The organism is Bradyrhizobium oligotrophicum S58 (assembly GCF_000344805.1).
GTDB classification, from domain to species: Bacteria; Pseudomonadota; Alphaproteobacteria; order Rhizobiales; family Xanthobacteraceae; genus Bradyrhizobium; species Bradyrhizobium oligotrophicum.
In genome coordinates this window covers 5,830,236-5,842,010 of record NC_020453.1, presented here as the reverse complement: position 1 = coordinate 5,842,010, position 11,775 = coordinate 5,830,236, and the positions used below count along the sequence as shown (strand labels likewise).

Genomic DNA, 11,775 nt, shown 5'->3' with positions numbered 1-11,775 from the left:
AATCCCTCGTGTGACGAAGAAAAAGCATGCCCTCCACCAACGCACTCCACATTGCAGTTCTCCCCGGCGACGGCATCGGGCCGGAGGTGATGGCGCCGGCGCTCGAGGTGTTGCGCAAGGTCGAGGCCAAAGCCGGCCTGTCGTTCCGCTTCACGGAAGCCCAGGCCGGCGCCAACAACTATCTCGCGACCGGCGTGTCGATCGCCGACTCAACGATCCGGCTGTGCGAAGAGGCCGACGCGATCCTGCTCGGCGCCTGCGGCCTGCCGTCGGTGCGCTACCCCGACAACACCGAGATCGCACCGCAGATCGAGCTGCGCTTCCATTTCGATCTCTATGCCGGGGTGCGCCCGGCGCGGCTGATCCCGGGCGTGCCGAGCCCGATCGTCGGCGCCGCCGAACGCGGCATCGACTTCGTCGTCATCCGCGAGTCGACCGAGGGCCTGTTCGCCTCGATGGGCAAAGGTGTGGTGACACATGAAGAGGCGCGCGAGACGCTGGTGATCACGCGCAAGACCTCCGAGCGGCTCTTCAACTTCTCCTTCAAGCTGGCGGCGCGGCGCAAGGCACGCGGCCGCTCCGGCACTTTAGCCTGCGTCGACAAAGCCAACGTGTTCAAGGCTTTCGCCTACTTCCGCAAGATCTTCGACGAGGTCGCTCAACTTCATCCGGACGTGAAGACGGACCGCCTCTACATCGACGCCTGCGCCCTGATGCTGGTGAAGCGCCCGTGGGATTTCGACGTCCTGGTCACCGAGAACATGTTTGGCGACATCCTGTCCGATCTCGCCGCTGGTCTCGTCGGCGGCATGGGCATGGCGCCCTCGGCCGACATCGGCGATACGCATGCCGTGTTCCAGCCCTGCCACGGCACCGCGCCCGACATCATGGGGCAGGGCAAGGCCAACCCGACCGCGATGATCCTGTCGGCCGCGATGATGCTGGATTGGCTGGCAGACGTCAGCGGCATCGAGGGAGCGGCCGAGGCGGCCCAGCGGATCGAGCAGGCGGTCGACAAGGTCTATGCGTCAGGCCTCAAGCCGTTCGAGTTCGGCGGCAGCGCCGGCACGGTGGATGTGACCAGGGCGGTGCTGGACGCGCTTTAGCGTCCCTTGAAGGCCGGCTTGCGCTTCTCCATGAAGGCGCGGCGGCCCTCGCGGAAATCTTCCGAATCCATGCAGGCGTCGCCGATCCGCCTGATCGCCGCCAGGTCGCGGTGGCTCTCGTCCTTCAGCACCTCGGCGATGGTGATCTTGGCGGCCTGCACCGCCAGCGGGGCGTTGCCCGCGATCGTGCGGGCGATGTCGAGCGTAGCCGGCAGCAGCTCGTCATTGGCCATCATCCGATCGACAAGGCCGATCCGCAGCGCCTCCGCGGCGTCGATCCGCAGGCCCGTATAGAGCAGGAGCCGCGCCTGTGAGGGGCCGACCAGAGCCACCAGGTTGCGCAGCCCGTCATAGCCATAGGCGATGCCGAGCCTCGCGGCGGGGATGCCGAACTGGCTGTCCTCCGACGCGAAGCGCATGTCGGTCAGCATCGCGATCTGCAGGCCACCGCCGAGGCAAAAGCCGCGGACGCAGGCGAGGGTCGGCTTGGGATAGTCGGCGAGCAGCGCCCGCTGGGCGCTGCTCTTCCGGGCATAGTCCTCGGAAGCAGCGGCGTTGTGGCGGCTCTGCTCGAACTGGCTGATGTCGGCGCCGGACACGAAGGCCTTGTCGCCCGCCCCGGTCAGCACCACGACCCGGATGTCGGCATCGTCGCGCAGAGCGACCAGTGCCTGGCCGAGCCCCTCCCACATCTCCAGCGACATCGCGTTGCGCTTGTCGGGATTGTTGAAGGTGATGATCCCGACCCGATCATCGACCGTCATGAGGATCTTACCCTCGGCAAAGGCGGTCGGAGGTGCGGACGTGAGGGGCATGGCAAACCGTGGCGGGAGGGCAGGCGGCCCATCGTTCACCGTGCCCGGTGCGCCGTCAACGCGAGATCGGGCCTCGAGCCGCGCATGAACGACGCCGTCGAGGCGGGCGATCCTGGAGACGAACGAACGCGCGCGAGCGGACCGCGAGGTCCGCAGCGTGTCGGCGGTGTTCAGCACGCATTGGCCAGCGTGCCGCCACTTCCTATGACGGCAGAGAGGGCAGGATAGAGGTGACAGGAGCCCGGACCGCGCAGCCGTTGCTGGGCGGACGAGCAGAGCCGGCGTGCCGGCCGCACCGATCGATCGGCCTGAAGGCCAGTGAACTCGCCCGAGCTGGCTGAGCGCCTGGCGCCCCCAAGTTGCGCCCTCGAGCGAAGATGGCCCATACCCATCACGAGACAGGCCTGTCTGAGTGAACAGACGGCCCGGCCTATTCTCTGGCCTATTCTTCGTTCGCTGCGATCGATTCCATCAAGGACACCAGCTGACGTTGCACCGTCTGGTCCTTGATCTTGCTGTAGGCGCGCAGCAACCGCAGGCTGAAGGCTGAGTCCAGGAACAGGAGGCTTTCGACCTCACGGGCCTTGCTGTCGCCGTCGTAGAAGAACGTCACGGGCACGTCGAGCGCGGTGGCGATCTGCTGCAGACGCGCAGCGCCGACACGGTTGACGCCCTTCTCGTACTTCTGGACCTGCTGGAAGCTCACGCCCAGCTTTTCGCCCAGCTCTGCCTGCGAAATCTTCTGCTCTACACGCCGCAGGCGAATTCGCTTGCCAAGCTCAATGTCGGGCTTGCCCGCACTGCGCTGCTTCATCTTCTTTGCCGCTGATTTATTCATACTGATTTTACCGTCCTTCCGTCGGAAATCCCCCGAATAGATGGGTCAGGGGTTCACCCATATATACTGTTTTAAGTTGCTGTGGATGAATGAATTCGTCTTTAAACCACGGGTATTTGCCAGGGTTAAAAGCCTCCACGAGCCAGTCGATCATGTGGCGCACCCTAGGGATGCGTCCGGTGGTGGCATGATATGACAGCCAGATATCGTAGGACCATTTCAGATCAACCTCCAGGGGTATGATCTTCCCGCCGAGAGCACTCGCATAGGTTGGGAAGACCCCGATACCGGCGCCGTGGGCGACCGCCCAATAATTGGCGCTGGAGACGTTGGTGGTCATCGCGATCAGCTCCCGCTGCTCGAAGCCGGGAAAGATGGTCGCGAAAGCGGCGTTCGCCGCAGCCTCGTCGGCCACCTGCAGCACCAGGCGGTGCTTCAGCAGCTCGTCGATCGACCTTGGGACGCCATACGCTTCGAGATATTTCTCGCTCGCAAAGCACATCAGATGCATGCGCCCGAGCCTGACCAGCTTGACGTCGAGCGCCGCCGGCCGCGACAGGTGGATCGCAACGTCGGCCTCGTGACGCGACACGTCGGCCGAGCGCATCGCGCAGTACAGGTCGACCATGACGTTCGGGAAGCTCTGCTGAAACTCGACCAGCCGGGGGGCGAGCCAGAAGGTGCCCAGTCCTTCGGTCACGGCCACGCGGACTTCACCCGATGCAGCGCTCGCGAGACCGTCGCCCGCACGCAGCAGCTCGAACGACGCCGCTTCCATGCGCTCGACCGCAGACACGACCAGCGCGCCTTCGTCGGTCAGGCGCGCGCCGTGAACGTCGCGCGTGAACAACGTCGCGCCGATCTGCCGCTCGAAATCATCGATGCGGCGCCGGACGGCATTGATCCAGAGCGTAAGGCGTTCGGCTGCAGAGCGGAAGCTGCCGGCCCGCACGACCTCGAGAAAGATCCGCGCGGCGTCCCAGTCGGTCAGGCTTGCCAGCGCCGATTTGTTGATGGACGCCTTGGCGGGAACTGTGCGGCCCGTCGTGGCGCGCGCAGCCTGCTTGCTCGTCGGCGAGCTCGCGCCGCTGTCGCGGCCACCATCTCTGACCGGCTCGGCATCCGTTCCGACAGCGGCAGGTGAATCGCCATGCGCGGCCGGAGCCAGCGTCGCACTGGACTCGGCTACCTCTTGGCGTTCCTTCTGAGGAACGCCCCGTTCCGCCGCAACGCGCATACAAGCTCGCTCCGCCTGCTAGAGTGATACCGATAAATTACGGAACATGGCTGGTTCGATGCCATAGATTGGTTGAGACATTGACGTTCGAGATGAGTCTTCCGGCTTCCATCCTCTGCAGCATGGTCATACCACCCGCGGCCGCGCGGGAGAACACACAAGGTATGACGAGGACACGCTTAGCGCGAATCGGGCAGAACATCGATGGTTTTTGCTTCAACCACCGTGAAATGGTATTCGAAGATGGTCGCGTGTCATGCTATCTTGATGAACGGATGACGACGCTGACTGATCGAATGCTAGGGTTCGACGATTCGTCTTCGCACGGGCCCGTCTCGGGACATCGGCGAGCCGACCGTAGCGCTGGTCGAAAGGCGCGTCAGAGCCGTATGGGGAGCGCGCAGGGAAGCAACGATATGACGTATTTGGAAGCCATCTGCGAGTCGGGACTTGCTCGGCTCCATTTCGTCGCACGCTAGAACGGAACGATGCTCGTGGCCAATTCAGACGAACAAATGCTTGCTGTGCTCGCGTCTCTGGAGCAGTGCCGCGCGACGCTTGCGGCGACCGGCAATCGCGAATCGGCGCACTTGGTGTCCGTCGCCATCCTCGATCTGCGCATGAAGTTGAACCGTCTGAGCGAAGACGATCTGAAGGCGCTTTGCGACGAGATGGTTCAAGCTGACAACCCTGACAAGCTGCGCGATCCGAAGCTGCAGCCCGGTCAGCGCCGCCAGCCCCTGCTGCGAGTCGTCAAATAGCACGGTTCGTTATGCGCACAAAGGTGCATTTCGCGCATTTGTGATCTGTCGTGATCGCAGTGAGGATGACGCCGTCCCGCGGGCGCGCCGCGCGAGCCCCCGAGATAGCAGGCTGCAATCAGCGAGAACCGTCCCTGATCGCGCGCCGCGCCCGCAAATTTCGAGATCTTGGCCCGTTTCGGTTTCTGTTGCGCCTGGAAGCCGGCGGCGGCGAGCGTCGGCCGTAACTTCGGCGCTTCTGTTGCCTATTTCCCGTATCGGCGGCATGAAGCATCGTGCCCCGGCGTCAGGACGCCGCTCAAGGGGCGTATTGCGGGACTTGCATGATTCAGAACGTATCGATTCCGGCGGCATTCATTGCTGGCCTTGTCAGTTTTCTGTCGCCCTGCGTCCTGCCGCTGGTCCCGCCCTATCTGGTGTATCTCACCGGCGCCACGATCGAGCACATCGAGAGCGAGGAGCCGCCGGCGGCATCGCGCCGTGCGGTGATGATCTCCGCCGCCCTGTTCGTGCTGGGGTTCTCCACCGTGTTCGTGATGCTCGGCGCCAGCGCGTCCCTGATCGGCGGCTTCATCCGCGCCTGGTCGGAGCAGCTGTCGATCCTTGCCGGCATCGTCATCATCATCATGGGCCTGCATTTCCTCGGCATGACCCGGATCGCGCTGCTGATGCGCGAGGGGCGGCTGCCGATTCCGAAGCCGGTCGGCCTGTGGGGCGCCTACGTCATGGGGCTGGCCTTCGCCTTCGGCTGGACGCCCTGCATCGGTCCGATCCTGGCCGCGATCCTCTCGATCGCCGCCGCCGAGTCGACGGTCGCCAAGGGAGCCGGCCTGCTCGCGGTCTACTCCGCCGGCCTCGGCATTCCGTTCCTGGTCGCGGCCTTCATGATCGAGCAGTTCTCGGCGCTGTTCATGAGGATGCGCGGCCACCTCGTGAACGTCGAGCGCGCGATGGGCGTGCTGATGGTCGTCACCGGCATCGGCTTTCTGACCGGCGCGGTCTCGACCTTCAGCATCTGGCTGCTCGAGACCTTTCCGGTGCTGCAGAGGTTTGGCTGAGGCGCGCTGCCAAGACGGACTGCAAAGAAAGCTTTCCAAGTCGCGTCACTCGTCGAGCTCGAAGCTGATGGAGTAGACGACGCCCGGCGGCAGGAAGTCGACAGTGGCCTCGCCGCCGAGCTGATCGCGCGCGCTGCGCTCGATCAGGCGGGAGCCGAAGCCGCGTTGGATCGGCGCTGATACGATCGGGCCGCCGGTTTCCTGCCACACCAGCCGAAGACGGCCCGGCAGCTTCTTGGCCGTATCGCCCTGCGTGAATTCCCAGGACAGATCGACAGTGCCGGCGTCGTTGGAGAGCGCGCCGTATTTGGCTGCATTGGTCGCGATCTCGTGGATGATCATCGACAGCACGACGGCCAGTCGCGGCGACAGCGCGACCTTCGGGCCGGAGATCCTGATCCGATCGGGACTGTTCAGCCGGTACGGCTTGAGCACGCGTCCGATCACGTCCTCGAGTTCGGAGCCCTGCCATTTCTCCATGCTGAGAAGATTGTGTGCTTCGGCGAGTGCTCCGAGCCGGCCCTCGAATTTCTCGCGCTCGGGACGGCTGGCGCTGCGGAAGGTCTGGACTGCGATCGCCTGCAGGATCGCCAGCGTGTTCTTGACCCGATGGTTGAGCTCCTCGATCAGGAGATCGTGCAACATCTCGGCGCGCGCGATCGTCGTCGCCATCCGTACCGCGAAGGCGAGGCCGATCGCCAGCATGATGCCGCCGATCAGGCTGGTGATGGCGAGGTTGCGCCACAGCGGTGCGACCAGCGAATTCTCGGTGATGCCGGCACCGATGATCCAGCCGGTCACGGTCGAGCGTGTGAAGCTCGACAGCAGCGGCACGCCTTCGAGCGACAGGCTCGACAGCGTCGCCTCCTGTTCGCGGATCATGCGATCATAGGCTGACGGCGAGGCTTTCTTGCCGACCGTCTCGGCCGGATTGGGCACGCGCGCGAACACCGTCGCCTGGCGGTCGAGCAGCGACAATGTCCAGTCGGCGCTCAGTCGCTGCTTTTCCAGAATGGTCTGGAACATCTCGATCGGCGGGCTGAACGAGATGTCGTAGACGACCTCATCGCCGCGAAAGACCGGAACCTCCACGGTGACGATCAGGCTCTTCTTCACCACGCCAAAGAAGAGGTCGGAGTATTGCGGCTGCCGGGTCTCGAACACACGCGCGGTGATCTCGCGGTTGTTGCGCGGCGGCAGCTGCGCCGTCTCCGTCGTCGCCGACGAGAACAATTGGTGCCCGCTGCGGTCGGCGACCACGATCGCGCCGTTCTTGCCGTACTGCTCGAGGAAGCCCATTGCGATCGGTCGGAAACGCTCGAAGTCACCGGTCTTCAGGGCATCGGTGAGCGCCAGGACCTGGACGCCGCCGGTCATGCGCTGCATTTCCGCATCGAGCGTCAGTCGGATGCTGCGCGCCGTCTCCAGCACGCGCTGCCGCGCGTCGCTGCGGTCCTGCATGTAGTTGTGGAAGACGATCCCGCCCGCGAACAAGATGAGCGGCAGCGTCGTCCCTGCGACCAGGAGAGCAAGCCGGACCGGCAGGGAGAGCTTTGGCACTGATGTCCCTTTGAGATGCGTTTCTTGATCCCTGCGCACCGTGCCGGGCCGGGCGAGGGAATGTGCAGGAGGGCAGCGTCGACCGTCTGCGGCCGGAGCATAGCAGGCGCGCGCGGCGGCGTCCGCAACGGCGCTGCGGTTGCAGCCGTTCACATCACTGTCAGCATAGGAGAACGGCGCGCGTGCGCCAAGCGCATGGTGCGCCGGGTCCGGTTCCCTGATCGGCTTCGCCGCCCGCGCGGCGCCTACACGTTGCTCTCGGTGATGGCCGCATACACCATCGTGCGCAGCTCGCGCCGGATCGGATAGGCGCTCGACGGCAGCACCTGGGTCATGAAGATCGTGATCAGGTCCTCGGCCGGGTCGATCCAGAACGCGGTGGAGGCCGCGCCGCCCCAGGCATATTCCCCGGCGCTGCCGGCAATCAGCGTCTTCGCGGGATCCATGGTCACCGAGAAGCCGAGGCCGAAACCGATCCCGTTATAGGCCGCTTCGGCGAACATCGAGCGCGACAGCGTGGGCAGATCGACACCGCCGGGAAGGTGGTTCGACGTCATCAGCTTCAGCGTCTTGGGACCGAGCAGCCTGACGCCGCCGAGCTCGCCGCCATTGAGCAGCGCGCGGCAGAACGTCAGATAGTCCGCCGTGGTCGCGCACAGGCCGCCGCCCCCGGAGACGAAGGCGGGCGGGCTCAGGAACGAACTGGTGGCGGGATCGTCCTGCAGGGTCAGGCCACCCTTGCGATCGGCAGCGTGGAACGACAGGGCGCCACCGGGGTCGGCCGAGTAGCAGGCCGCCAGCCGGTGCGCCTTCGCTGCGGGGACGTGGAAGCCGGTGTCGGTCATGCCGAGCGGATCGAGGATACGCTCCTTGAGGAATTGCTCGAACGGCATGTCGGCGATCTTGCCGACGAGATAGCCGATCACGTCGGTCGAGACCGAGTAGTTCCAGGCCTCGCCCGGTGAGAACTCCAGCGGAATCCGCGCGAGATCATCGATCATCGACTGCAGCGTGCCGGCCTTCTCGACCGCGCCGATCTTGGCGTCGCGATAGGCGGCGTCGACATTCGAGCGCTGCTGAAAGCCATAAGTGAGGCCGGAGGTGTGGCGCAGGAGGTCGACGATCAGCATCGGCCGCGCCGGCGGCCGGGTCATGAAAGCGGGTGCCGTGCCGGCGACGAACACGCCGAGGTTCTTCCATTCCGGGATGTATTTCGCGACCGGCTCGTCGAGCGCGATCTTGCCTTCCTCGACCAGCATCATGAAGGCGACCGACGTGAGCGGCTTGGTCATCGAATAGATGCGGTAGATCGTGTCGTCCGCGACCGGCACCTTGCGTTCGACGTCCGCATAGCCCTGCGAGCTCGCATGCACGATCTTGCCGCGGCGATAGATCAGCAGCTGCGTGCCGGGAAAGCGGCCGGCCTCGACATAGCGCTGCTTCAGATGGGCATCGATGCGGTCGAGCGCGGCTTTCGACATGCCGACGGTCTCGGGCGAGGCGGGAGTGGGGGCGAGCATCGGCGTCTCCGCTGTCGTTCGGTTTTCGTGGCCGCGCGCGGAGGGCTTGCGCGCAAGGCGGGGGAGTTCGGTGATAGCGGAAAATTGCCCCGCTTCCAATGGCAGCGCCCGCCGGGCTGATGTAGCCTCGGCCGCAGGAGGACTGCCCATGACGCAATTCAACGAAGCCGAGCTCACGGACGCCGTCATCAAGAGCTTCGATGGGACACCCGACCCACGGGTTAAATTCCTCATGCAGGAATTGGTGGCCTCGCTGCACGACTATGTCCGCAAGACCAATCTCACGTTCGACGAATGGGGCGCGGCCATCGACTTCCTGACCCGCACCGGCCAGACCTGCACCGCAAGCCGGCAGGAGTTCATCCTGCTGTCCGACGTGCTCGGCGTCTCGATGCTGGTCGACGCCGTCAATCACCGGGAGCGTGCAGGGGCCACGGAGACCACAGTGCTCGGTCCGTTCTATGTCGGCGAGCACAGGGTGACGCCACATGGCACCGACATTTCGGCCGATCTCAAGGGCGAGAAGATGTTCGTCCAGGGGCGGGTGACGGACCTGTCCGGCGCACCGCTTGCAGGCGCGGCTGTCGACGTCTGGCACGCCGACGACGAAGGCTTCTATGATTCACAGCGGCCCTCCTACGCAAGCGATGGTCCGTCGTCCCGGGCGCGCTTCCTCACCGATGCCGATGGGCGTTTCTTCTTCCGCACCATCCTGCCGTGCAGCTATCCGATCCCGACGGACGGTCCCGTCGGCCAGATGATCGTGAGCACCAAGCGCCATCCGATGCGGCCGGCTCACGTGCATTTCCTGGTGGACGCCAAGGGCCACGAGCCGCTGATCACCCACGTCTTCGTCGGCGGCGACGCATACCTCGACAGCGACGTGGTCTTCGGCGTCAAGGACGAGCTCGTCGCCCAGGTGGAACCGCGCAGCGATGCGGTGATGCCGGACGGCAAGCTGGCCGTCGGACCGTGGCACCTGATGACCTATGATTTCCGCATGAAGCCGGGCGCTGGCGTGGCGCCGAAGCCGCTCGGCGCGGTCACGCCTGAACCCGCCTGATCCTGGGGCGGCAGGTCCTTGGGCGGCAGGTCCTTGGGCGGCAGGCTCGCCTACCAGCCGCCGTGGCGCGCCGCGAGCAGGATGACGACTGCGATCGCGAGCAGCGCAGTCGTGGCTTTCCAGAACAACAGCGGATTCCGCTCGATCAGCGGCGTCTGGCCGCCGCCGGCATAGGCGGGATTGGGGTGCCGAAGGTCGAAGACGAATTCGGAGAGGCTCTCGTAGCGTTTGGCGGCAACGGGATGGACGGCGCGCCGGAGTGCGCCATCGATCCAGAGGGGGATTGCCTGGTCATCGCCGGAGGCCGGCAGATAGCGGACCTTGCGAAACTGCGCCCGGGTTCTTGCGCGCGCCATCTGCGCGCCGTACGGCAGTCGCCCCGTCAGCATCTGGTAGGTGATCACGCCGAGCGAGAACTGATCGGACCATTCGGTGCCGCCTTCGCCGAGAAAATATTCCGGCGCGGTATACTGCTGGGTGCCGAGGATGCTGTCGTGGTCGGCGGCCGGGTCGGCCTCGACCACGCCGCTGACACGCACCGATCCGAAATCGATGATCTTCACGGTCCCAGTCCGGTCGATCATGATGTTCTGCGGCCGCAGATCCTGGTGCAGCATTTCCTTCCGATGCAGCGCCTGCAGCCCCCGAGCGATCTGCTCGATGATGTCGCGGACAACATCGAGATCGGGTTTGGGATGGTCGACCATCCATTGTGCCAAGGTCTGGCCTTCGACGAATTCGGTGACGACGTAGAGATGATCGCGGCGACGCGGCGATGACATCGCCTTCAGCACGTGCGGGTTGTCGATGCGCCGCGCGATCCATTCCTCCATCAGGAAACGCTTCAAATAGGCCGGATCGCCACGCAGGTCGATCGACGGCACCTTGATGGCCACAGTGAGCTCCGTATCGACGTCGACGGCCAGATAGATGTGGCTGCGGCTGCTGGCATGGATCTCGCGCACGATCCGGTAGCCCTCGAAGATCATCCGCGCGTCCAGCAGCGGCGCCGTCGGCAGCTGCTCGGCCTGGACGGGGATCTCGGCGGCAGCGCCGGCGCCGAGCTCGTCGATCCGTACGATCTGGATCGTGAGATTGTCCGCGCTGCCCTGCGCCAGCGCCTCGGCGACGATGATGCGGGCCGCCTCATCGAGGTCGTGCGAATTCTCTTTCAACACGTTGGCGATGAAGCGCTTGCCGACATGCTCGTGAACGCCGTCGGTCGCGAGCACGAAGATGTCGCCGCGCTCGATCCTGACAGCCTGATAATCGATTTCGACCTGCGGATTGACCCCGAGCGCGCGCCCGAGATAGCTCTGCTGCGACGAGATGACGATGCGATGATCGTCGGTGAGCTGCTCGAGCGAATGCCCGGCGAGGCGTGAGATCCGACAATCGCCGATATGGAAGAGATGCGCGGTGGCCGCCTTGATCACGATGGCGCTGAGCGTACAGACATAGCCCTTGTCGCGATCATAGGCATATTGGCTGGCCCTGGTCTGGGCGTAAAGCCATGAGTTGGCCGCCGTGATCACGCGTTGCGCCGAGGTCTTCACAGACCACGCATCCGGCGTGCAATAATAGTCGGTCAGGAAGCTCTTGACCGCCGACTCGCTCGCGATGTGGCTGACCTCGCTGCTGCTGATGCCATCGGCGATGGCGATCGCGATGCCTTTCAGGCTGAGCGCCGGCTCATCGGGAATCAGAGCGCCGTGGAAGTCCTGGTTGCCCGGCTTCTGCCCTTTGTCGGAATGCGCTCCGATGGTGATCCGCAATGGCATCTGGGCTGTGGGGCGAAGTGAGGGAGCCCGACCTTA

The 11,775-nt window shown here is 64.8% G+C and carries 10 protein-coding genes; 4 read left to right on the top strand and 6 right to left on the bottom strand.

From position 1 onward, the window contains the following. Positions 1–26: 26 nt before the first annotated feature. Positions 27–1,106 (top strand): isocitrate/isopropylmalate dehydrogenase family protein, encoded by a 1,080-nt coding sequence (locus S58_RS25255; RefSeq protein ID WP_015668222.1) that lies wholly within the window; start codon positions 27–29, stop codon positions 1,104–1,106. Here S58_RS25255 and S58_RS25250 read toward each other — a convergent pair. The 3 genes from S58_RS25250 to S58_RS25240 form a co-directional block, all read right to left on the bottom strand. Further along, entirely contained in the window at positions 1,103–1,921 is an 819-nt protein-coding gene (locus S58_RS25250) for an enoyl-CoA hydratase (protein ID WP_042340919.1), read from the bottom strand. The two genes, S58_RS25255 and S58_RS25250, sit on opposite strands and share 4 nt — an antisense overlap. A gap of 442 nt (positions 1,922–2,363) precedes the next feature. Further along, a complete protein-coding gene (locus S58_RS25245) occupies positions 2,364–2,759 on the bottom strand; it encodes a helix-turn-helix domain-containing protein (protein WP_015668220.1) in 396 nt (131 codons plus the stop codon). 7 nt (positions 2,760–2,766) lie between these two features. Continuing rightward, on the bottom strand, positions 2,767–3,996 hold the full coding sequence (locus tag S58_RS25240) for a LysR family transcriptional regulator (protein WP_015668219.1): 1,230 nt from the start codon (positions 3,994–3,996) through the stop codon (positions 2,767–2,769). Positions 3,997–4,511: 515 nt separating this feature from the next. Between S58_RS25240 and S58_RS25235 the strand changes: the two genes are divergently transcribed. Together S58_RS25235 and S58_RS25230 are read left to right on the top strand one after the other, a co-directional pair. After that, complete coding sequence (locus S58_RS25235; protein WP_042340916.1) at positions 4,512–4,757, top strand: hypothetical protein; 246 nt, start codon at positions 4,512–4,514, stop codon at positions 4,755–4,757. A 323-nt stretch (positions 4,758–5,080) separates the two neighbouring features. After that, positions 5,081–5,815 (top strand): cytochrome c biogenesis CcdA family protein, encoded by a 735-nt coding sequence (locus S58_RS25230; protein WP_015668217.1) that lies wholly within the window; start codon positions 5,081–5,083, stop codon positions 5,813–5,815. Between the two features lie 45 nt (positions 5,816–5,860). On the opposite strand, the gene S58_RS25225 is transcribed toward S58_RS25230, so the two are convergent. Beyond that, entirely contained in the window at positions 5,861–7,375 is a 1,515-nt protein-coding gene (locus S58_RS25225; RefSeq protein WP_015668216.1) for a sensor histidine kinase, read from the bottom strand. Between the two features lie 245 nt (positions 7,376–7,620). Continuing rightward, complete coding sequence (locus tag S58_RS25220) at positions 7,621–8,895, bottom strand: serine hydrolase domain-containing protein (RefSeq protein WP_015668214.1); 1,275 nt, start codon at positions 8,893–8,895, stop codon at positions 7,621–7,623. 148 nt (positions 8,896–9,043) lie between these two features. Between S58_RS25220 and S58_RS25215 the strand changes: the two genes are divergently transcribed. Further along, positions 9,044–9,958, top strand: coding sequence for an intradiol ring-cleavage dioxygenase (locus S58_RS25215; protein WP_015668213.1), 915 nt, complete (start codon positions 9,044–9,046; stop codon positions 9,956–9,958). A 50-nt stretch (positions 9,959–10,008) separates the two neighbouring features. Here the strand turns inward: S58_RS25215 and S58_RS25210 are convergent, their stop codons facing one another. Next, complete coding sequence (locus S58_RS25210; RefSeq protein WP_015668212.1) at positions 10,009–11,739, bottom strand: bifunctional protein-serine/threonine kinase/phosphatase; 1,731 nt, start codon at positions 11,737–11,739, stop codon at positions 10,009–10,011. Positions 11,740–11,775: the final 36 nt, after the last annotated feature.

Coding starts and splice junctions, on each gene's coding strand:
- S58_RS25235 (WP_042340916.1), top strand. CDS start 4,512: ATGCTTGCTGTGCTCGCGTCTCTGGAGCAGTGCCGCGCGACGCTTGCG.
- S58_RS25215 (WP_015668213.1), top strand. CDS start 9,044: ATGACGCAATTCAACGAAGCCGAGCTCACGGACGCCGTCATCAAGAGC.
- S58_RS25210 (WP_015668212.1), bottom strand. CDS start 11,739: ATGCCATTGCGGATCACCATCGGAGCGCATTCCGACAAAGGGCAGAAG.
- S58_RS25220 (WP_015668214.1), bottom strand. CDS start 8,895: ATGCTCGCCCCCACTCCCGCCTCGCCCGAGACCGTCGGCATGTCGAAA.
- S58_RS25250 (WP_042340919.1), bottom strand. CDS start 1,921: ATGCCCCTCACGTCCGCACCTCCGACCGCCTTTGCCGAGGGTAAGATC.
- S58_RS25230 (WP_015668217.1), top strand. CDS start 5,081: ATGATTCAGAACGTATCGATTCCGGCGGCATTCATTGCTGGCCTTGTC.
- S58_RS25240 (WP_015668219.1), bottom strand. CDS start 3,996: ATGCGCGTTGCGGCGGAACGGGGCGTTCCTCAGAAGGAACGCCAAGAG.
- S58_RS25255 (WP_015668222.1), top strand. CDS start 27: ATGCCCTCCACCAACGCACTCCACATTGCAGTTCTCCCCGGCGACGGC.
- S58_RS25245 (WP_015668220.1), bottom strand. CDS start 2,759: ATGAATAAATCAGCGGCAAAGAAGATGAAGCAGCGCAGTGCGGGCAAG.